The organism is Streptomyces sp. NPDC002564 (assembly GCF_042889645.1).
Classification (GTDB): Bacteria; Actinomycetota; Actinomycetes; order Streptomycetales; family Streptomycetaceae; genus Streptomyces.
Map to the genome: position 1 here is coordinate 408331 of NZ_JBIARE010000001.1, position 21135 is coordinate 429465.

At 72.1% G+C, this 21135-nt stretch carries 16 protein-coding genes; 14 read left to right on the plus strand and 2 right to left on the minus strand.

Annotation, left to right across the window (positions count from 1 at the left end):
- Window positions 1-128: 128 nt before the first annotated feature.
- The 4 genes from ACFYXE_RS02000 to ACFYXE_RS02015 are packed head-to-tail and all read left to right on the plus strand — an operon-like array spanning window position 129 to window position 4957.
- A complete protein-coding gene (locus ACFYXE_RS02000; RefSeq protein ID WP_389307990.1) occupies window positions 129-1475 on the plus strand; it encodes a DUF6716 putative glycosyltransferase in 1347 nt (448 codons plus the stop codon).
- Between the two features lie 26 nt (window positions 1476-1501).
- Window positions 1502-2836: an N-acylneuraminate cytidylyltransferase gene (locus ACFYXE_RS02005; protein WP_361175841.1), complete on the plus strand. Its 1335-nt coding sequence runs from the start codon at window positions 1502-1504 to the stop codon at window positions 2834-2836.
- Between the two features lie 13 nt (window positions 2837-2849).
- Entirely contained in the window at window positions 2850-3800 is a 951-nt protein-coding gene (locus ACFYXE_RS02010; RefSeq protein WP_361175844.1) for an N-acetylneuraminate synthase family protein, read from the plus strand.
- 53 nt (window positions 3801-3853) lie between these two features.
- A complete protein-coding gene (locus ACFYXE_RS02015; protein ID WP_389307993.1) occupies window positions 3854-4957 on the plus strand; it encodes a hypothetical protein in 1104 nt (367 codons plus the stop codon).
- A gap of 177 nt (window positions 4958-5134) precedes the next feature.
- Here ACFYXE_RS02015 and ACFYXE_RS02020 read toward each other — a convergent pair whose 3' ends face one another.
- Window positions 5135-5581, minus strand: coding sequence for a protein-tyrosine phosphatase family protein (locus tag ACFYXE_RS02020; protein WP_389307995.1), 447 nt, complete (start codon window positions 5579-5581; stop codon window positions 5135-5137).
- A gap of 136 nt (window positions 5582-5717) precedes the next feature.
- The gene (locus ACFYXE_RS02025; RefSeq protein WP_389307997.1) at window positions 5718-7193 is read right to left on the minus strand and encodes an MFS transporter; all 1476 of its coding nucleotides are present in this window, start codon (window positions 7191-7193) and stop codon (window positions 5718-5720) included.
- A gap of 168 nt (window positions 7194-7361) precedes the next feature.
- Here ACFYXE_RS02025 and ACFYXE_RS02030 point away from each other — a divergent pair, with 168 nt between their 5' ends.
- The 10 genes from ACFYXE_RS02030 (at window position 7362) to ACFYXE_RS02075 (ending at window position 21096) form a co-directional block, all read left to right on the plus strand.
- Window positions 7362-8258: a LysR family transcriptional regulator gene (locus ACFYXE_RS02030; RefSeq protein ID WP_389307999.1), complete on the plus strand. Its 897-nt coding sequence runs from the start codon at window positions 7362-7364 to the stop codon at window positions 8256-8258.
- Between the two features lie 184 nt (window positions 8259-8442).
- Window positions 8443-9723 carry an amidohydrolase gene (locus tag ACFYXE_RS02035; protein WP_389309457.1) on the plus strand — a complete coding sequence of 427 codons (1281 nt, stop codon included), beginning with the start codon at window positions 8443-8445 and terminating at the stop codon, window positions 9721-9723.
- Window positions 9724-9909: 186 nt separating this feature from the next.
- A complete protein-coding gene (locus ACFYXE_RS02040) occupies window positions 9910-11010 on the plus strand; it encodes a BMP family ABC transporter substrate-binding protein (protein WP_361175855.1) in 1101 nt (366 codons plus the stop codon).
- 232 nt (window positions 11011-11242) lie between these two features.
- Window positions 11243-12295, plus strand: a complete 1053-nt coding sequence (locus tag ACFYXE_RS02045) for a BMP family ABC transporter substrate-binding protein (RefSeq protein WP_361175858.1) — start codon at window positions 11243-11245, stop codon at window positions 12293-12295.
- A gap of 246 nt (window positions 12296-12541) precedes the next feature.
- Entirely contained in the window at window positions 12542-14161 is a 1620-nt protein-coding gene (locus ACFYXE_RS02050) for an ABC transporter ATP-binding protein (RefSeq protein ID WP_389309459.1), read from the plus strand.
- Entirely contained in the window at window positions 14158-15306 is a 1149-nt protein-coding gene (locus ACFYXE_RS02055) for an ABC transporter permease (RefSeq protein ID WP_389308002.1), read from the plus strand. The genes ACFYXE_RS02050 and ACFYXE_RS02055 overlap by 4 nt, the downstream gene beginning before the upstream one ends.
- Window positions 15303-16565, plus strand: a complete 1263-nt coding sequence (locus ACFYXE_RS02060; protein WP_361175864.1) for an ABC transporter permease — start codon at window positions 15303-15305, stop codon at window positions 16563-16565. Before ACFYXE_RS02055 ends, ACFYXE_RS02060 begins: the two co-directional genes overlap by 4 nt.
- Window positions 16562-16984: a cytidine deaminase gene (locus ACFYXE_RS02065; RefSeq protein ID WP_361175867.1), complete on the plus strand. Its 423-nt coding sequence runs from the start codon at window positions 16562-16564 to the stop codon at window positions 16982-16984. Before ACFYXE_RS02060 ends, ACFYXE_RS02065 begins: the two co-directional genes overlap by 4 nt.
- 127 nt (window positions 16985-17111) lie before the next feature.
- On the plus strand, window positions 17112-18389 hold the full coding sequence (locus tag ACFYXE_RS02070) for a thymidine phosphorylase (RefSeq protein ID WP_361175870.1): 1278 nt from the start codon (window positions 17112-17114) through the stop codon (window positions 18387-18389).
- Between the two features lie 829 nt (window positions 18390-19218).
- A complete protein-coding gene (locus ACFYXE_RS02075) occupies window positions 19219-21096 on the plus strand; it encodes a DUF4157 domain-containing protein (RefSeq protein WP_389308005.1) in 1878 nt (625 codons plus the stop codon).
- The last annotated feature ends 39 nt before the right edge of the window (window positions 21097-21135 follow it).

A 21135-nucleotide genomic window follows, 5' to 3' on the forward strand; every position in this document is an offset into this window, starting at 1 on the left:
GCGGAATGGTTAACCCGGCACCCGAGAAGGCAATTGCCGGGCTGATTCGCCATTCGTCGGCACGCTGTTAACCGTTTGTTGCACCTGAGTTGGGCCGCCCATCGACATGCCTTCCTAGCGTCTGGGACGTGCCAGCAAGCAACCAGAAACCGCTGCGGGTCGCCGTGCTCGCCGACTCCGACACACGATGGAAATGGGGCGCCCTCACCGCGCGCCGCATCGTGCCGGGCGGTCGGTCCGACGGTCACCGGCTCAGCGGCTACCTGCTCCGCGGCCGGGCGACTCCGACGCCCCGGCAGCTCGACGAGGTGGGCGTGCGCGCGGACTCCCTGCGCGAGGTCACCGCCGTCGAGTTCCTGCGCGAGGTGGAGCGGGACGCCCCCGACGTGATCGTGCTCGCCCTGGTGGGCGGGGCGGTCCAGGCGGTGCTGCACGGCCTCGCCCGCGTCACCCAGGACGCCCGCCTCACCGGCGGCCCCGCACGGCGCCCCGTCGTCGTCACCGGCTACGTCGGCGTCGTCTACGAGAAGCTCGCCGACGGCCTCCTGCTGCGGCACGGCGCCGACGTCGTCCTCGCCAACTCCCGCCAGGACGCCGAGCGGTTCCGCGCGGTGTACGAGGGAGTGGGCGCCGACGCGACCTCGGTGACGGAGGCCGCGCTGCCCTTCCTCGGCGGCGCCCCGTACGCGAAGCACGACCCCTACACCGTCGTCTTCGCCGCCCAGCCCTCCGTGCCGGAGACCGCGGCGCACCGCACCTACCTGCTGCGCCGCCTCGTCGAGCACGCCCGGCTGCACCCCGACCGCGAGGTCCTGCTCAAACTGCGCAGCAGGCCCGGCGAGCACACCACGCACATCGAGGAACTCCCGTACCAGAAGCTGGCGCAGCGCGTCGACGGCGGCCTGCCCGCCAACTGCCGCCTCGTCTACGGGCACATGGGCGAGGTCCTGGACCGCACCGACCTCCTGGTCACGGTCTCCTCCACGGCGGCGCTCGAATCCCTGCACCGCCGCGTGCCCACCGCCGTCCTCACCGACCTCGGGGTGCGCGAGGCGCTCGGCAACCACCACTTCACCGGGTCCGGCTGCCTCGCCTCCTGGGACCAGCTGGACGCGGGCCACCTGCCCGAGCCGGACGAGGCGTGGCTGGCCCGCCAGGGCGTCGCCGCCGACGGGGCGTACGAGAACGCCTTCGACCTGGCCAGGGACCGCGTCGCCGACCTGCTCGCCGACGCCGCCGCGGGCGGCCTGCCGCCGCTCGCCCCGTACTACCGCCTCACCACCGCCCGCGGCTATCTGCCCGGCATCCTCGCCCGCCACCACCTCGGCCCCGACGGCGCACCGCTGCCGGGCGCCCCGGCCGCCGACAAGGACCCGGGACCCGTCCGGCAGATCGTGCGCCGCGCGGCCCGCGGGGCCTACCGCCACGGAGTGCAGCGCGTGGCGCCCGTCATCCGGCGGATGGGCGAGCTGTGAGCACCCACCCCTTCCAAGGAGCCCCCATGCCCCACCTCGACCCGGCGAGCGCCCCGGCCCGCCGCGTGCTCGCCGTCATCCCCGCCCGCGGCGGCTCCAAGGGCGTCCCCGCCAAGAACCTCGCCCCGGTCGGCGGCGTGCCCCTGGTAGCCCGCGCCATCCGCGCGTGCCGCGCCGCCCGCCTGGTCACCGACGTCGTCGTCTCCACCGACGACCACGTGATCGCCGAGGCCGCCCGCGCCGCCGGTGCCGACGTGGTGCTGCGGCCCGCCGCGATCGCCGGCGACACCGCGACCAGCGAGGCCGCCGTGCTGCACGCCATGGACGCCCACGAGGCGCTGCACGGCGCGGCCGTCGACGTCGTCCTGCTCGTCCAGTGCACCAGCCCCTTCCTCACCCGCGAGGACATCGACGGCGTGGCGTCCGCGGTCGCCGAGCACGGCGCGGACACGGCCGTCACGGTCGCGCCCTTCCACGGCTTCATCTGGCGCGACGCGGCCGACGACGCGGACGACGCCGAGGACCCGGCGGGCTCCGACGCCGTCGGCGCGCGCCGCACCGACGCGGTCGGCGGCACCACGGTCCTCGCGGGCGCCACCACCCGCACCCGCGGCGGCTACGGCGTCAACCACGACAAGTCCTTCCGCCCGCGCCGCCAGGACCGCCCCCAGGACCTTCTGGAGACCGGCGCCGCCTACGCCATGGACGCGGCGGGCTTCCGCACCGAGAAGCACCGCTTCTTCGGCCGCACCGAGCCGGTGCGCACCGACCCCGCCCGCGTCCTGGAGGTCGACGACCCGCACGACCTCGCCCGGGCCCGCGCGCTCGCGCCGCTCTTCGACGCGGCCCGCCCCGGCGACGCGGCCACCCTCCCGACCGCCGCCGACATCGACGCGGTCGTCCTCGACTTCGACGGCACCCAGACGGACGACCGGGTGCTGATCGACTCCGACGGACGGGAGTTCGTCTCCGTGCACCGCGGGGACGGCCTCGGCATCGCGGCCCTCCGCAGGAGCGGCCTGTCGATCCTGATCCTGTCCACGGAACAGAACCCGGTCGTCGCCGCGCGCGCCAGGAAGCTCAGGCTCCCGGTGCTGCACGGCATCGACCGCAAGGACCTCGCACTCAAGCAGTGGTGCGAGGAGCAGGGCATCGCTCCCGAGCGCGTGCTCTACGTCGGCAACGACGTCAATGACCTCCCGTGCTTCGCCCTCGTGGGCTGGCCCGTGGCGGTCGCGAGCGCCCACGACGTCGTACGCGGCGCCGCACGCGCGGTCACCACCGTCCCCGGTGGTGAGGGCGCGATCCGAGAGATCGCCAGCTGGATCCTCGGCCCCTCTCTCGACTCCCTCCACAGTTAAGGACAGTTCTGCCATGAGCTCCATCACCCCCATCGGTGCCAACTCCCGCCTGCGTCAGTTCGGTTCGAAGACCGCGGGACCGGGCCGGCCCGTGTACATCACCGGTGAGATCGGCATCAACCACAACGGCGACCTGGAGAACGCGTTCGCGCTCATCGACGTGGCCGCCGACGCCGGCTGCGACGCCGTGAAGTTCCAGAAGCGCACCCCGGAGATCTGCACCCCGCGCGACCAGTGGGACATCGAGCGCGACACCCCCTGGGGCCGCATGACGTACATCGACTACCGCCACCGCGTGGAGTTCGGCGAGTCCGAGTACCAGGCCATCAGCGAGCACTGCGCCAAGCGCGGCATCGACTGGTTCGCCTCCCCGTGGGACACCGAGGCCGTCGCCTTCCTGGAGAAGTTCGACCTGCCCGCCCACAAGGTCGCCTCCGCCTCGCTCACCGACGACGAGCTGCTGCGCGCCCTGCGCGCCACCGGCCGCACGGTGATCCTCTCCACCGGCATGTCGACGCCGAAGCAGATCCGGCACGCCGTCGAGGTCCTCGGCTCGGACAACATCCTGCTCTGCCACGCCACGTCGACGTACCCGGCCAAGGCCGAGGAGCTCAACCTGCGGGTCATCAACACCCTGCAGGCCGAGTACCCGAACGTCCCGATCGGCTACTCCGGCCACGAGACCGGCCTGCAGACCACGCTCGCCGCGGTCGCCCTCGGCGCCACCTTCGTCGAGCGCCACATCACCCTGGACCGCGCCATGTGGGGCTCCGACCAGGCCGCGTCCGTCGAGCCGCAGGGCCTGTCCCGCCTGGTCCGCGACATCCGCACCATCGAGGCGTCCCTCGGTGACGGCGTCAAGAAGGTCTACGAGTCGGAGCTCGGCCCGATGAAGAAGCTGCGCCGCGTCGCGGGCGTGGTGGCCGAGACGGAGGCCACCGACGCCGAGCCGGTCGCGGTCTGAGCGCACGGACCACTGCGACCGGACACGGATCAACGGGAGACGGACACACGACGATGAGCCCCCGAGCCGGCCAGGCCGCCGGTGTCACCGGCGCCACCGCACCCTCCACGCTCGCCTTCGTGGAGAGCCCCGTTCAGCTGCTGAACGTCCTGGAATGGGCGCACGCCGCCGCCGCGACCGGACCGGCCGGGGGCCTCACCGTCGTCGTCCTCTCCCCGAACGACCCGATGACCCGCGGCCAGTTGCGCCGCATGGCACAGCTCGCCCGCGACGAGGGCGTCGAGGTGCGCTGGGAGGAGGCGCGCGGCGGCGCGTCGGCCCCCTTCCACACCATCGGCGGCCTCGCGGGCGTCCTGCGCAGGGCGGACCGGATCGTCATCGGCGACCCGTTCTCCCGCTACGTGCAGCTCCTGCTGACCATCACCCGGGCCCGCTCCCTGGTCGTCGTCGACGACGGCACGGCCACCATGGAGTTCATCGCCCAGCTCGCCCGCGGTGAACGCCTGCAGCGCTGGCACCGCAAGGGCGGCCGTCCGGGCCCCCGCGACCTGGTCTTCGCGCCGGTGTCCGCCTCGGCCCGGCGCCGCCTCACCCCCGGCGGGACCCGCACGGTGGAGGTCTTCTCCTCCATGCCGATCGACAGCGCGCCGGACGGCGTGACCGTGTCGGTCAACTCCTTCGCCTGGACCAGGGAACGCTTCGGGCCGCCCCGGGTCTCCAAGGGCGCGGACCTGGTCGGCACCTCGCTGGTGGAGACCGGCGTGGTCGACCCGGACCGCTATCTGGAGGCGGTCCGTGCGCTGGCCCGCACGCACGGCGCCACCCGCTACTTCGCCCACCGCAGGGAGAGCGCCGAGAAGCTGCACCGGCTCGCGGTCGAGACGGGCCTGCAGGTGGTCCGCCCCGACCTGCCGCTCGAACTCATCGCCCGCCGCGGCCCCATCGGCCGCACGATCCTCAGCTTCCCCTCGACCGTCGTCCACACCCTGCCGCTTGCCCTCGCGGGTACCGAGGTCAAGGTGGCGGTCTGCGACATCGACCCGTCCTGGCTCACCGAGACCGCCTCGCCGCGCGCCCAGGGCTTCCTGTCCGGCGTGACGGGGACGGCACGGGACGTGCACCGCCTGACATCGGTCCGCCACCCCGCACCGGCCTAGGGAGCGTCTCTCCGATCTTCGCGGGTCCGCGACGCCTGGCACGGCACCTCGCCGCACGGCCGGGCCGCCCTCGTACTGGTGGTACGAGGGCGGCCCGGCCGCACGGCGATGCACCGCACCAGACGCCGCGGCCTGTCCACGAAGATCGGAGAGACGCCCCCTAGAGCATGTCCGCCGCTACGGGGTGAAGCGGGCCACGTACCGCCGCTGCCAGGGCGTCTCCACCGCGTGCCGGTCGTAGTGCGCGCGCACATAGGCGACGGCCTCGTCGGCGGGCACCCCGTCCAGGACGGCGACGCAGGCCAGCGCGGTCCCGGTGCGCCCGCGCCCGCCCGCGCAGGCGACCTCGACGCGCTCGTCGGCGGCCCGGGTCCACACCTCGCGCAGCAGGCGGCGGGCCTGCTCGCGGTCGGCGGGCGTACGGAAGTCGGGCCAGCGCAGCCAGCGCGACTCCCAGGGCGTCCGCGGGGGCTCCTTGCCGAGGAGATAGACCCCGAACGCGGGCGCGGCCCCCTCCGGCACCGGCCGCCGCAGCCCCCGCCCCCGCACCAGCCGCCCGGACGGCAACCGCAGGACCCCGGCGTCACCGGCCGTCCAGGTGCTCTTCGCATCGGTGTCGGTCATGCCGGGAGCCTAGGCCGCTTCCGCACGGCGCACAGGGGTTCGGGCCGGTCCCGTGCGCCGGACAGGGGTTCGGGCCGGTCCCGTGGGGCGGGACCGGCCGTCGTCCGTGGCAGGGGCGTCCGGCGCCTCCCGCGGGTCAGCGGGCCGCGGGCACCTCGGGGAGCGGGACCTCGGCGGGGACGCCCGCCGCGACCGTCACCCCGCCCTTGCCCGTACGCAACCCGAACGCGCTGATCAGCGCCGCGAGCAGGGCCGCGGCCAGCGGCACCCACAGCGCCGCCCGGTAGCCGTCGAGCAGCGCGCCGGGCGCCTGCGAGGAGGTGGCCGCGACGTTGACCGCGGTGACCGCCGACAGGCCGAGCGCCGCGCCGAACTGGAAGGACGTGTAGAGCAGCGCGCCGGCCAGGCCCTGCTCCTCCTCGGCCACGCCCTCGGTGGCGACGATGGTGAGCGGGCCGTAGGCGAGGGAGAAGGCGATGCCGAGCACGATCAGGCTCGGGAACATCATCGCGTACGTCCAGTCGGCGCCGACCGGCAGGAACAGCGAGTAGGCGAGCGCGGCGAGCAGCAGTCCGCCGAAGATCACCCGGGCGTTGCCGAAGCGGTGCACGAGGCGGGGCGTGAGGACGGGGGAGAGGACCGCGTCGACCCCGATGACGATCATCGCGAAGCTGGTCTCCAGCGTCGACCAGCCCCGCAGCTCCTGCAGATAGAGCACGACGAGGAACTGGAAGCCGAAGAAGCCGCCCGCGAAGAGCAGTCCGGAGAGGTTGGCGCGGACCAGCGGGCCGCCGCGCAGGATCCCGAGCCGCACCAGCGGCTGCGCGGCACGGCGCTCCACCGCGACGAAGACGGCCAGCAGCACCAGACCCGCGCCCAGCGTGAGGGCGGTCCAGGCGGACGAGGTGTGCGTGGCGCGCTCCACGCCGAGCACCAGCAGCACGATGGCGGCGGTGACGGTGATGCCGCCCGCCAGGTCGACGCGCTGTCCCGTGCGTGCGGGGCGCGGCGACTTGGGCACCAGGGCGAGCGCGGCGACCAGGATGACGGCGGAGAGCACGACCGGCGCGAAGAACACCCAGCGCCAGTCCACCGAGGTGAGCAGCCCGCCGACGACCAGGCCGACCGAGAACCCGCCGGCCGCGGTGCCGGAGTAGAAGAGCAGCGCCTTGTTGCGGCGCGGCCCCTCCGCGAACCCGGTGGTGATGACGGAGAGCCCGGCCGGGGTCATGAAGGCCGCGGCGACGCCCGTGACGAAGCGGGCCACGATCAGCATCCAGCCCTCGGTGGCGAAGCCGCCGAGCCCGGAGAAGACCAGGAAGACGGAGAGCCACAGGACGAACATCTGGCGGCGCCCGAAGAGGTCCGCCGCCCGGCCGCCGAGCAGCATGAAGCCGCCGTAGCCCAGGACGTAGGCGCTCATCACCCACTGCAGCGAGCCGGTGGACAGGCCGAGGTCGGCGCGGATGGAGGGCAGCGCGACGTTGAGCATCGCGACGTCGATGCCCTCCAGGAAGATCGCGCCGCACAGGACGAGGAGGATGCCCCACTCGCGGCCGGTGAGGCCCTGGTCGGGGGTGTCGGGCGCGTGCGGCGCGGGGTGCTGGCTCATGGCGGCGTGCTCCTGGTCCGTGGGTGGTGATCCCGGTGGGCGGTGGGTCGGTGCCGCTTTGTTGTCGGCTCAACAACCTTCGGCCGGGGCGGGCGACGGAACAACGGCGAACATCGCAACGTTCGTTCAGCCAGACTGACCGATCCGCACCGACCTGGGGGTATGTCGATGGAACGCGATGAGCTCGAGTGCTTTCTGCTGCTCGCCGAGGAGTTGCACTTCGGCCGCACGGCCGAGCGGATGCGGCTCTCCCGCGCCCGGGTGAGCCAGCTCGTGCAGCGCCTCGAACGCCGCGTCGGCGCCCCGCTGTTCATCCGCAGCAGCCGCCGCGTGGGCCTGACCGCGCTCGGCCGGCAGCTGCGCGCCGATCTCGCGCCGCACCACCGGGCCATCGAGGAGGCCCTGGAGCGCGCCACGGCCACCGCCCGCGGCATCGACACCGTCCTGCACGTCGGCTTCGCCAACCCCCTCACCGGTGAGATCGTCATGAGGACGACGGAAGCCCTGCGCGCCAGCCACCCCGGCCTGTCCGTCGAGATCTGCGAGGTGCCGCTCGCCGACCCGTACGGGCGGCTGCGCAACGGCGAGTTCGACGTCCAGCTCACCGAGTTCCCGGTACGCGAGGACGACCTGGCCAAGGACGCGGTGCTGCTCGCGGAGGAGCGCGTCCTCGCCCTGCCCGCCGCCCACCCCCTCGCCGCGCGCGCCTCCGTGACCCCGGAGGACCTCGCGGACGTCCCGCTGCTCGCCATCGAGGGCGAGGTCCCCGACTACTGGCTGGACCACCACGTCCCCTCCCGCACCCCGGCCGGCCGCCCGATCGGCCGCGGCCCCGGCGTGACGAACATGCAGGAGGCCCTGATGCTGGTGGCCGCGGGCCGGGGCGCGCTGCTGGCCCCCGCCCACACCGCCGCGTACTTCGCCCGCCCCGGGGTCGCCTACGTCCCGTTCACCGACGCGGAACCGACGGGCTACGGCCTGGTCTGGCGCCTGGGGCACGACACGGGCGCGGTGGCCGCGTTCGCCCGGACGGCCCGCGAGGTGGCGGGGGCGATGCGGCCCTGACGCGGGCCCGCCGACGGGGCCCGACGGGGTGCGCGCTCTCCGTGGCGGCACAGAAGGTTACCCAGCGCGACCAACGCCCATGCGCCACGCGGCCACGAATTCTTCCCCTATCGGGCTGAACTTTTGTTGATCGTGGGTCAGTTGGCCCCTCGGTCGGCCTACCCTTCACAGGGTGAACCAATTGATGTCCCGCGAGTCCGAAGCCGAGCAGGGAGCGGAGTCCGCTTCCGCGGCAGTGCTGCCCGGCGCGCTGCCCGAAGAGCTGCGTGCCGAACTGGTCACCTTCCGCCGTGACTTGCACATGCACCCCGAGCTCGGCAACCAGGAGTTCCGTACCACCGCGGCCATCAAGGCCCGGCTGGAGGAGGCGGGCCTCGCGCCCCGGGTGCTCGCCATCGGCACGGGACTCATCTGCGACATCGGCGCGCACCCGGAGGAGGCCCCGGACGCCGCCGACGACGGCACCCCGCGCCGCGAGCGGGCCGTGCGCCCCATGCTCGCCCTGCGCGCCGACATCGACGCGCTGCCCATCCCGGACACCAAGCTCGGCGTGCCCTACCGCTCCACCGTGCCCGACCGCGCCCACGCCTGCGGGCACGACGTGCACACCACCGTCGTCCTCGGCGCCGGGCTCGTGCTGGCCGCCCTCGCCGAGAAGGGCCAGTTGCCCTTTCCGGTCCGGCTGATCTTCCAGCCCGCCGAGGAGGTGCTGCCCGGCGGCGCGACCGACGCCATCGAGTCGGGCGCCCTGGACGGCGTCGGCAAGATCATCGCGGTGCACTGCGACCCGCGTGTCGACGCGGGCCGGATCGGGCTGCGGCACGGCCCGATCACCTCCGCCTGCGACCGCCTGGAGGTCTCCCTCGACGGCCCCGGCGGGCACACCGCCCGCCCGCACCTGACCACCGACCTGGTCACCGCCGCCGCCAAGGTCGCCACCGAGGTGCCCGTCCTCGTCTCGCGCCGCGTCGACGCCCGCTCGGGCCTCTCGGTGACCTGGGGCCGCATCGAGGCCGGCCACGCGTGCAACGTGGTGCCGCAGCACGCCGAGCTCGCCGGCACTGTGCGCTGCCTGGACCTGCGGGCCTGGCGGGACGCGCCCGACCTGGTGCACGGCGCCGTCCAGGAGGTCGCCGACCTCTACCGCGCCAAGTCCGAGATCAACTACATCCGCGGCGTGCCCCCCGTGGTGAACGACGCGTCGGTGACCGACCTGCTGCGCGACGCCATGTCCGAGCGGCGCGGCCCGCACTCCGTCGAGGACACCGAGCAGAGTCTCGGCGGCGAGGACTTCTCCTGGTACCTGGAGCGGGTGCCCGGCGCCATGGCCCGCCTCGGCGTCCGCAGGCCCGGCGAGCGCACGGTGCGCGACCTCCACCAGGGCGACTTCGACGTCGACGAGGCCGCGATCACCGCGGGCGTCGAACTGTTCACCGCCGCCGCGCTGTTGGACGCGATGCGCTAGCGCACGGACGTACGGAAAGGGCCGGTCGCGTATCCCGCGTTCACGCGGACGTAACCGGCCCTCGGCGCGAAAAGCACGAAGAGGTAACGGCACCGCGAAAACCCGTTCCCCTCCCTTTCTACGCGCGTTAATGTGCGCCGAAATCAGCGCCGTACACGGCGCGTTGGCGATCAAGGGGTGCTTCCTGTGCGTCGTCTCTCTTCCCGGAAATCTCGCGCCACTCACATCACCGCGACACTCGCCGTGCTGGTCCTCGCCGCCGCCGGATGCGGCAAGACCAGCAGCGAGGCCTCGCAGGACGACGACGGCGGAAAGGACAAGGGCTCCGCGGGCTCGTCGTCGTACAAGGGCAAGGGCATCGGACTCGCGTACGACATCGGCGGACAGGGCGACCAGTCCTTCAACGACGCCGCCTACGCGGGCTACACGAAGGCCCGCAAGGAGTTCAAGATCGGCGGTGTGGACATGGAGCCGGGCGACGGCGAGTCCAGCGCCGACAAGGTCCAGCGCCTGGAGCAGCTCGCCCGGCAGGGCTACGACCCGGTCGTCGGGGTCGGCTTCGTCTACGCGCCCGCGGTGCAGGCCGCCGCGAAGAAGTTCCCGAAGACCACGTTCGGGATCATCGACGACAACACCGTGAAGGCGGACAACGTCGCCGACCTGGTCTTCCACGAGGAGCAGGGCTCCTATCTGGCGGGCGTCGCCGCGGCCAGGGCGAGCAAGGCCAAGCACGTCGGATTCGTCGGGGGAGTGGACATTCCGCTGATCCACAAATTCGAGGCGGGATTCGTCCAGGGCGTGAAATCCGTCGATCCCAAGATCGAGATCGAGAAGCGGTATCTGACCGAAAAGCCTGAGGAGGGTGGATTCTCCAGCCCGGACCGCGGGCAGAACGCGGCGAGCGGTCAGATCGAGGCCGGCGCCGACGTGATCTACCACGCCGCGGGACTCTCGGGGCAGGGCGTCATCCAGGAGGCCGGCGCGCAGAAGAAGTGGGCGATCGGCGTCGACTCCGACCAGTACGCGCAGAAGGCGCTCGCCAAGTACAAGGACTACATCCTCGGCTCCGCCTTCAAGGACGTCGGCGGCGCGGTCTACGACCTCACGAAGTCGGTCGTCGAGGGCAAGCCGATGAAGGGCGAGCAGCGCTACGACCTCAAGTCGGGCCGCGTCGGCTTCTCCGACTCGAACCCGAAGTACACCGCGATGAAGGACGTCGTGGCCGCCGTCGAGAAGGCCAAGAAGGACATCATCAGCGGGAAGGTCGAGGTGAAGACCGTCCCGTAGCGCGCGACCGCGGGACGTTTTACGTAGTACCTCGTGCGGCGACTGGGCGCCCCTCTCCAAGGGGGCGCCCACCCGTCGTTCGGGCTCCCGACACCCGGTGGCCACAGCTCGATAACGGACCGGACAGAAGGGTTCTTATGTCAGGTCTACGCGCGTTACGCTGCGGCGAAATCAGCGCCAGGTGAGGCGCTCGTACGTGCTTGTGCTTGCTTGACTCAAGGAGTTCGTCTCTATGCGCCGGGTGTCTCGAATAGCTGTCGCGGGCGCCGCGACCGCCGCGCTTGCCGTAACCGTCTCCGCCTGTGGTGGCACGTCCAGCGACGCCGCCGCGAGCAAGGACGACAAGAACAAGGGCGTGGCCATCGCCTATGACGTCGGCGGCGCCGGCGACCAGTCCTTCAACGACGCCGCGACCGTCGGCATGAAGAAGGCGGCCGCCGAGTTCAAGACCGGCGAGAAGGCCGTCGAGCCGGTCGACGGCGAGTCCGACGCCGACAAGACGCAGCGCCTGACGCAGCTCGCCAAGCAGGGCTACAACCCGGTCATCGGCGTGGGCTACGCCTACGCGCCCGCCATCAAGGAGGTCTCGGCGAAGTTCCCGAAGACCACCTTCGGCATCGTCGACGACGAGACCGTCAAGGCGAAGAACGTCTCCGACCTGGTCTTCAGCGAGCAGGAGGCGTCCTACCTCGCGGGCGTCGCGGCGGCCAGGACCAGCAAGTCCAAGACCGTCGGCTTCGTCGGCGGCGTGGACGTCCCGCTGATCCACAAGTTCGAGGCGGGCTTCGCGCAGGGCGTCAAGGACACCGACCCCAAGGTCAAGGTCGTCAAGCAGTACCTGACCGAGAAGGCCGAGGACGGCGGCTTCTCCAGCCCCGACAAGGGCAAGACCGCCGCCCAGGGCCAGATCGAGAAGGGCGCCGACGTGGTCTACCACGCCGCGGGCCTGTCCGGTCAGGGCGTCATCGAGGCCGCCGCCGCCAAGAAGGTCTGGGCGATCGGTGTCGACTCCGACCAGTACAAGCAGGACGCCCTCGCCAAGTACAAGAAGTACATCCTGACCTCGGCGACCAAGGACGTCGCGGGCTCGGTCTACAACCTCGCCAAGGCCGTCGAGGACGGCAGCGCCAAGGGCGGCGTCGTCCGCGCCGACCTCGCCTCCGGCGGTGTCGCGCTCGCCGACTCGAACCCCGAGTTCCAGAAGATGAAGGACGTCCAGGCCGCGCTGAAGAAGGCCGAAGAGGGCATCAAGAGCGGCAAGATCAAGGTCAAGACCACGCCGTAACGGCGCCGTCGGACCGATCCGCCTGCCGTAACGGCAGCGTGATTCACGTGCAACGGGGTGTGGGGGACGATGGTTCACCCGCGCCCCGTTCGCGCGGACCGATCGCCGATTCCCCGCCGCCCAGCGGGAGTCGGCACAGGGGAACGCCCGACCAGGGACGTTCCCCACGAGCAGGGGCACTGCGCGCGTAGGCGGCCCCTTTCCCTGTGGCCCTTCAGGCCCTATGGCCCCCGAGGAGAGTGCGCCATCGACGCGTCCACCAGCCCTCCGCCCACCGACCAGGCACCCACCGCCCCCGGTGGCATCGCCGTTGAGCTCAACGGCATCACCAAGCGCTTCCCGGGCGTCGTGGCCAACCACGACATCCACCTGACCGTCCGCAAGGGCACCGTGCACGCCCTCGTCGGCGAGAACGGCGCGGGCAAGTCGACCCTGATGAAGATCCTCTACGGCATGCAGAAGCCGGACGAGGGCACCATCACCGTCGACGGCGAGCAGGTCGCCTTCGCCAGCCCCGCCGACGCGATCGCGCGCGGCATCGGCATGGTGCACCAGCACTTCATGCTCGCCGACCAGCTCACCGTCCTGGAGAACATCGTCCTCGGCAGCGAGAAGCTGCACGGCATCGGTGCCGCGGCCCGCCGCGCGATCGCCGAGATATCCCGGCGGTACGGCCTGGGCGTGCGCCCCGACGCGTACGTGGAGGACCTCGGCGTCGCCGACCGCCAGCGCGTGGAGATCCTCAAGGTCCTCTACCGCGGCGCCACCACGCTGATCCTCGACGAGCCGACGGCCGTCCTCGTGCCGCAGGAGGTCGACGCGCTCTTCGACAACCTCCGCGAGCTCAAGTCCGAGGGCCTGTCGGTCATCTTCATCTCGCACAAGCTCGGTGAGGTCCTCTCCGTCGCCGACGACATCACCGTCATCCGGCGCGGCACGACGGTCGGCACCGCGATCCCCGCCGAGACGACCCCGCGCCAGCTCGCCGAGCTGATGGTGGGCAGCGAACTGCCCACCCCCGAGACCGCGGAGTCGACGGTCACCGACCGTCCGATGATCCAGGTCGAGGGCCTCAAGCTGCTCGCCGACGGCGAGTCGGGCCGCGCGCTCCTCGACGACATCTCGTTCACGATCCACGAGGGCGAGGTCCTCGGCATCGCGGGCGTCGAGGGCAACGGCCAGACCGAGCTGATCGACGCGCTGATCGGCCTCAAGCACGCCGACTCCGGCGTGATCCGGATGGCCGGCGAGGACATCACCGCCGTCCCCACCCGCAGGCGCCGCGAGGACGGCATCGGGTACATCCCCGAGGACCGCCACCGCCACGGACTCCTCCTGGAGTCCCCGCTGTGGGAGAACCGCATCCTCGGCCACGTCACCGAGAAGCCCAACACCCGGGGCAGGCCGAAGTTCTGGCTCGACCTCAAGAGCGCGCAGGCCGACACCCGCCGCATCGTCGAGGAGTACGACGTCCGTACGCCCGGCATCGACGTGACGGCCGCCTCGCTCTCCGGCGGCAACCAGCAGAAGCTGATCGTCGGCCGCGAGATGAGCCACTCCCCGCGCTTCCTGATCGCCGCCCACCCCACCCGGGGTGTGGACGTCGGCGCGCAGGCGCAGATCTGGGACCAGATCCGCGAGGCCCGCCGCGAGGGCCTGGCCGTCCTGCTGATCTCCGCCGACCTGGACGAGCTGATCGGCCTCTCCGACACCCTCCGGGTGATCTACCGCGGACGGCTCGTCGCGGACGCCGACCCGTCCACCATCACGCCCGAGGAGCTGGGGTCGGCCATGACGGGTGCCGCCTCCGGTCACCTGGAACACACCGAGTCCGGTGACGGCTCCGAGGAGGACGCGACCCGATGAAGAAGTTCGACAAGGAGCGCGTGCTCCTCGCGGTGGCCGGACCGGTCATCGCGCTCGTCGTGGCCGTGGCGCTGACCTCGGTCGTGCTGCTCGCCTCGGGCAAGAACCCGATCGAGCCGTACACCCTGATGCTGGAGCAGATCTCCTACTCCGACGTCCAGGTCCTGACCATCAACCAGGCCGGGATGTACTACCTGGCCGCGCTCGCGGTGGCCATCGGCTTCCGGATGAACCTGTTCAACATCGGCGTGGACGGCCAGTACCGCCTCGCCGCGATGATCACCGCGGTGGTCGGCGCGCACGTCGCGCTCCCGGCCGCCCTGCAGATCCCGCTGCTGATGGCGGTCGCCATGCTCACCGGCGCCTTCTGGGCCGGCATCGCGGGCCTGCTCAAGACGACCCGCGGAGTCAGCGAGGTCGTCGCCACGATCATGCTCAACTCCATCGCGACGAGCGTCATCGGCTACCTCACCCTCACCGAGAACTTCGGCGTGCCGGTCGGCAACAACCAGACCACCGGCGTGATGGAGAAGTCCGGCTGGTTCCCCGGCATCTCGCTGGCGGGCGGCGAGGTGTACGGCTTCGTGTTCATCGCCGTCGCCGCGGGCGTCCTGTACTGGCTGGTCCTCAACCGCACCCGGTTCGGCTTCGACCTGCGCGCCACCGGCGCCTCGGAGAGCGCCGCCGCGGCCTCCGGCGTCAACGCCAAGCGCATGGTGCTCACCGCCATGCTGATCTCCGGCGGAATGGCGGGCCTCGCGGGCATGCCGATCCTGCTCGGCGACACCCACACCTACAGCCTCAGCTTCCCCGCGGGCCTCGGCTTCACCGCCATCGGCATCGCGCTGCTCGGCCGCAACAACCCCGTCGGCATCGCCCTGGCCGCCCTCCTGTGGGCCTTCCTCGACAAGGCCTCGCCCGCCCTGGACTACGCAACCCCGGTCGCGTACGACAAGGAGATCGCGGTGATCATGCAGGGCCTCATCGTGATCGCGGTCGTCGTCTCCTCCGAGTCGGTCCGCCGCTGGGGCCTGCGCCGCCAGCAGAAGCGCGTCGGTGAGGAACTGGCCGCCGCCGCCCGGGCGAACGGCAACAACGGCAACAACGGCAACAACGACTCCGTGAAGGAGGTGGCTGCCCGATGACCACGGCATCCGTCGCCAAGCCCTCGGCCCAGCAGCCCGCGCCGGGCCGCCGCCGCGTCTCGCTCCCCGTCCTCCTGCTGATCATCGCGGGCGTCCTGGTGCTGACCTCGGTGGTCCGCATCATCACCGGCGCCGACGGCATCACCTCCACCGGGCAGATGTCGACGGCCCTCAAGCTCGCCGTGCCGATCGGCCTGGCCGGCCTCGGCGGCCTGTGGGCGGAGCGCGCGGGCGTCGTCAACATCGGTCTGGAGGGCATGCTGATCCTCGGCACCTGGTTCGGTGCCTGGGCCGGCTTCCAGTGGGGCCCCTGGGTGGGCGTCCTGTTCGGCATCCTGGGCGGCGCGCTCGGCGGTCTGCTGCACGCGATCGTCACGGTCACCTTCAACGTCAACCACATCGTCTCCGGTGTGGCCCTGAACATCCTCGCCCTGGGCGTCACGCGCTACCTGGCGACCTTCGCCTTCGAGGGCGAGGAGGGCGGCACCTCCAAGCAGTCGCCGCCCGTCGACTCGCTCGGCGACTTCTCCGTGCCGGGTCTGTCCGACTGGCTGATGGACCTCAACGGCAAGCACTGGTTCCTGGTCTCCGACCTCGCGGGCCTGCTCGGCGGCCTGTTCACCAACCTGTCGCCGCTGACCGTGGTCGCCGTCGCGATGGTGCCGCTGAGCTGGTGGGTGCTGTGGCGCACCTCGTTCGGCCTGCGCCTGCGCTCCTGCGGCGAGAACCCGATCGCCGCCGAGTCGCTCGGGGTGAACGTCTACAAGTACAAGTACCTGGCCGTGGTCATCTCCGGCGGCCTCGCGGGCCTCGGCGGTGCCTTCCTCTCGCTGGTCGCCTCCAACATCTACCTGGAGGGCCAGACCGGCGGCCGCGGCTACATCGGCCTCGCCGCGATGATCTTCGGCAACTGGATGCCGGGCGGACTCGCGCTCGGCGCGGGCCTGTTCGGTTACACCGACAGCCTGAAGCTCCGGGGTGGCGGCACGAACGTCCACGCGCTGCTGCTGCTCATCGCGATCCTGCTGGTCATCGGCGCGATCTACCTCGCCTGGCGCAAGCGGTACGTGCCCGCGGTGATCACCGCGGCCGTCTCCGCGCTGATGTTCCTGTGGTACGGCTTGACCGACGAGGTGCCCAACCAGGTCGTCACCGCCACCCCGTACGTGGTGACCCTGCTGGTCCTCTCGCTCTCCGCCCAGCGGCTGCGGATGCCGAAGGCGGACGGAATGCCCTACCGAAGGGGACAAGGCAAGTGACGACCACCGCTGTCGACGCCGACTGGGACGCCCTCAGGGAAGCCGCGCGCGAGGCCATGTCCCGCGCGTACGCGCCCTACTCGGGGTTCCCGGTCGGCGCGGCGGCCCTGGTCGACGACGGCCGCACGGTCTCCGGCTGCAACGTGGAGAACGCCTCGTACGGCCTCGGCCTGTGCGCCGAGTGCGGCCTGGTCTCCCAGCTCCAGCTCACCGGCGGCGGCCGTCTGACGCACTTCACCTGCGTGGACGGCAAGGGCGAGATCCTGATGCCCTGCGGCCGCTGTCGCCAGCTCCTGTACGAGTTCGGGGGCGCCGACCTGCTCCTGGAGACGTCGTCGGGCGTGCGGACGCTCGGCGACATGCTGCCGGACGCGTTCGGTCCGCAGCACCTGGACGAGCGGCCGGGCCGCCTCAACTGACCGCGGGCCCCGCACCCTTGGGATCTTTTCCCACCGGGTGCGGGGCTGCCTTCATCTCCGGGCTCTATGCGCGTAGAGTCGCGGCATATCTACGTACGTACGCCGTTGTACTGCTGGAAGGACCGCCATGGACGTCATCTCTGTCATCCGCACCAAGCGCGACCGGGGCGAGCTCAGCGACGAGCAGATCGACTGGGTGATCGACGCGTACACCCGGGGCGCGGTCGCCGACGAGCAGATGTCGTCCCTCGCGATGGCGATCCTGCTCAACGGCATGAACCGCAAGGAGATCGCCCGCTGGACCGCCGCGATGATCGCGTCCGGCGAGCGCATGGACTTCTCCGCGCTGTCCCGGCCCACCGCCGACAAGCACTCCACGGGCGGCGTCGGCGACAAGATCACGCTGCCGCTCGCGCCGCTGGTCGCCGCGTGCGGTGCGGCGGTCCCGCAGCTCTCCGGGCGCGGCCTCGGCCACACCGGCGGCACCCTCGACAAGCTGGAGGCCATCCCCGGCTGGCGCGCGCTGCTCTCCAACGCCGAGATGCTGGACGTCCTGGAGGGCGTCGGCTCGGTGATCTGCGCGGCGGGCGACGGCCTGGCCCCCGCCGACAAGAAGCTGTACGCGCTGCGTGACGTGACCGGCACGGTGGAGGCGATCCCGCTGATCGCCTCCTCCATCATGTCGAAGAAGATCGCCGAGGGGACGGGGTCGCTGGTCCTGGACGTGAAGGTGGGCACCGGTGCCTTCATGAAGAACCTCGACGACGCCCGTGAACTGGCCGCCACGATGGTCGAGCTGGGCACGGACAGCGGCGTCCGCACGGTGGCGCTCCTCACGGACATGTCGACCCCGCTCGGCCTGACCGCGGGCAACGCGCTGGAGGTCCGCGAGTCCGTCGAGGTCCTCGCGGGCGGCGGGCCCGCGGACGTCGTCGAGCTGACCCTCGCGCTGGCGCGGGAGATGCTGGACGCGGCCGGCCTCAAGGACGCCGACCCCGCGAAGGCCCTCGCGGACGGCTCCGCGATGGACGTGTGGCGCCGCATGATCGCGGCGCAGGGCGGCGACCCGGACGCGGAGCTGCCGGTGGCGCGGGAGCGGCATGTGGTGACGGCGCCGTCGTCCGGCGTGCTGACCCGCCTCGACGCGTACGACGTCGGCGTCGCGGCGTGGCGGCTCGGTGCGGGGCGGGCGCGCAAGGAGGACGTGGTCCAGGCCGGGGCGGGCGTCGAACTCCACGCCAAGCCGGGCGACTCCGTCGAGGCGGGGGCGCCGTTGCTCACGCTGCACACGGATACGCCCGAGCGGTTTGCGTATGCGGTGGAGGCGGTGGAGGGGGCGTACGAGATCGCTCCCGCTGGGGTGGACTTCGTGCGGTCGCCCATCGTGCGGGGCCGCGTTGGCTGAGCCCACCTAGGCCCACCGCCAACCTGCGCAGTTCCTCGCGCCCCTGGGGGCGCCTGGGGCAGTGCTCTTCGGCCTCGGGCCGACGGCGGTTGTCCGCGCAGTTCCCCGCGCCCCTGGGGGGACTTGGGGTGGTGTTCTTTGGCCTCGGGCCGGTAGTGGCTGGGCGCGCAGTTCCTCGCGCCCCTTGGGGGGCTAGGGGGGGGCTCTTTGGCCTCGGGCCGGTGGTGGTTGGCCGCGCAGTTCCTCGCGCCCCTTGGGGGGGCTTGGGGTGGTGTGTTTGGTTTCGGGCCGGTAGTGGCTGGGCGCGCGGTTCCTCGCGCCCCTCGGGGGGCTTGGCGTGCTGTGGTGGGCGCCGGGGGTGTGTTTTCAGGGGCGCGGGGAACTGCGCGAGCAACCCCCACCGGCCGTCAGCCGGAAGAAGCGACCGTAGGCGACCGATGAGGGGCGCGGGGAACTGCGCGAGTACCACCCACCGGCCGGCTGCTTGAGGACGCGACCGTAAGCGACGGTTCGGGGGCGCGGGGAACTGCGCGAGCAACCCCCACCGGCCGTCAGCCGGAAGAAGCGACCGCAGGCGACCGATGAGGGGCGCGGGGAACTGCGCGAGTACCACCCACCGGCCGTCAGCCGGAAGGCGCGACCGTAGGCGACCGGTCAGGGGCGCGGGGAACTGCGCGGGCGAGGATGTTCCCGTAGAGAGGACGCCCCCGGCCACCGGGGAGCACGAGCCTGCCCGTTCGGTCGGAACGCGTGCCCTCGTGGACCTGGACCGCCCAGGCCCGCGCAGCGTATGCAGGGAGGAGCCGCACCCCTGCCCAGGAGGGCCGCCTTGCACGACCACGACCACACCGGCACCGGACCTGACCGGGCGACCCCGCCCCGGCGGACCCCGGACCGGGACACGCCCGCGCCCGCAGGGCTGCTCGCCCTGCAACGCGGCGCGGGCAACGCGGCCGTCGTCCAGCTGCTCCGGCAGTCCGGGCACACGACCGGACAGCCGGCCGTGCAGCGTTCCGCGGTGCATGAGGTGTTGCGTGGTGGTGGGCGGCCGTTGGACTCCGGGACCCGGTCGGACATGGAGGCGCGGCTGGGCGCGGACTTCTCCGACGTGCGGGTGCACGACGACAGTGCGGCGAAGGCGTCGGCGGCGGAGGTGGGTGCCCGGGCCTATACGTCGGGCAGTCATGTGGTGATCGGTGACGGGGGAGGGGACCGGCACACGCTGGCGCACGAGCTGACGCATGTCATCCAGCAGCGGCAGGGCCCGGTGGCGGGTACGGACAACGGCGACGGTCTGAAGGTCTCCGATCCCTCGGACCGGTTCGAGCGCGAGGCGGAGGCCAACGCCACCCGTGTCCTGGCCAACGACCCCGCACCCACGGCCCACGCCGCGGAGGGCGACGCCCCGGCCGGGCACGCCCACACCCACGGCGACCGCATCCAGCGCTACGCGTCCGGCACCGTCAAGAGCCTGGTCAGCGAGCAGGACGACCGGCCCTTCTTCGAGTCGCAGTCCGCGCAGGGCGTCCTGACCCCGGACCCCGAGCGGCTGTCCAAGCACTCCGTGGACCACGTCGGCGCCCGCACCCACGACCCGTTCCAGCAGGACGTGTCCGAGGAGCAGGGCGTCCAGCTCGACGCGCCGCTCGGACTGCCGCTCAGGGTCGCGGGCGACGGCACCCTCGCGGTGCACGACACCGAGCGCGAGCCGAAGGAGTTCTACGCGAGCCGCGAGGTCCTCGCCGAGAGCAACTCCGCGCTGGACGGCGTCGGCAGCTCGTACCGCCTGGAGGCCCGCGGCCCGAAGATCACCGTGCAGCACCCGGGCAGGCCGGGCAGCTCCGTCGTCCTGGTCCGCGTCCAGCCGGTCACGGCCGACGCCCCGGAGAACGCCGGGTCCGGATTCGCGAACCTCATGAAGCACGAGTGCATCGACGTGGCCCGGGAACTGATGGGCGGCGGCAAGGAGACGGACGTCGTCCTGACCGGCCGGGACGCCATGCCCTGGCAGGACAGCACGGTCGACTCCGTGGCGGGCGGGCTCGCCGACGGCGTCGACGCGCCCGGGGGCCCCACCCCGCAGCGGTACGGCGGCGCGCTGCGCGAACACCCCGAGGAGATGGACGACGCGGCCGGCCGGCTCGGCGTGAACAAGGCCGCGGCCCCCGTGGTCGGCGAGGGCTACACCACGGTGTCCCTGGGCCAGAGCGACAAGCTCGACTACGCCGACTCCGCGACCCCCACCGAACGGCCCCAGGACATCTGGGGCTTCCACTTCGCGGGCGTCGCCGCGATGAGCGCCGACGGCCAGGACCGCGTCACGCTGGAGAACTACACCCGGACGGCGAACTCCGGTGACGCACTGAACGAGTTGTTGCCCAGGCTCGTCGAGGAGTTCAAGAAGAAGACCGCCCTTCCCCTCCTGCGCCCGGGCGGCAAGACCCCGCCCGCCTCCGCCTTCCCGATGGACCGGATGAACAAGCTGCTGCGCGAGCTGTCCGGCAGCGCCCAGCAGGCCGGCGAGGAGTTCAAGCGGCTCTCCGAGGCGAAGGCAGAGTGGAACAGCAAGTGGTTCTTCCGCATGTACGGGTCGGGGGCGGGCCAGAGCTTCCACGAGCAGCAGTACGACAACGGCCGCGGTGACTTCGTGAACCCGCTCACCCTGCGGGTCCGCAAGCGCCCGCCCCGCCAGGAGACGCCCTCCTGACGGACACGGCGCACGCGCGGGCACGGCTCGGCGGGCGGT

Bases quoted from the DNA above. Each gene is read 5' to 3' on its own strand.
- ACFYXE_RS02005 (WP_361175841.1), top strand. From the start codon at position 1,502: ATGCCCCACCTCGACCCGGCGAGCGCCCCGGCCCGCCGCGTGCTCGCC.
- ACFYXE_RS02035 (WP_389309457.1), top strand. From the start codon at position 8,443: ATGTCCCGCGAGTCCGAAGCCGAGCAGGGAGCGGAGTCCGCTTCCGCG.
- ACFYXE_RS02060 (WP_361175864.1), top strand. From the start codon at position 15,303: ATGACCACGGCATCCGTCGCCAAGCCCTCGGCCCAGCAGCCCGCGCCG.
- ACFYXE_RS02025 (WP_389307997.1), bottom strand. From the start codon at position 7,193: ATGAGCCAGCACCCCGCGCCGCACGCGCCCGACACCCCCGACCAGGGC.
- ACFYXE_RS02020 (WP_389307995.1), bottom strand. From the start codon at position 5,581: ATGACCGACACCGATGCGAAGAGCACCTGGACGGCCGGTGACGCCGGG.
- ACFYXE_RS02010 (WP_361175844.1), top strand. From the start codon at position 2,850: ATGAGCTCCATCACCCCCATCGGTGCCAACTCCCGCCTGCGTCAGTTC.
- ACFYXE_RS02045 (WP_361175858.1), top strand. From the start codon at position 11,243: ATGCGCCGGGTGTCTCGAATAGCTGTCGCGGGCGCCGCGACCGCCGCG.
- ACFYXE_RS02015 (WP_389307993.1), top strand. From the start codon at position 3,854: ATGAGCCCCCGAGCCGGCCAGGCCGCCGGTGTCACCGGCGCCACCGCA.
- ACFYXE_RS02030 (WP_389307999.1), top strand. From the start codon at position 7,362: ATGGAACGCGATGAGCTCGAGTGCTTTCTGCTGCTCGCCGAGGAGTTG.
- ACFYXE_RS02070 (WP_361175870.1), top strand. From the start codon at position 17,112: ATGGACGTCATCTCTGTCATCCGCACCAAGCGCGACCGGGGCGAGCTC.
- ACFYXE_RS02055 (WP_389308002.1), top strand. From the start codon at position 14,158: ATGAAGAAGTTCGACAAGGAGCGCGTGCTCCTCGCGGTGGCCGGACCG.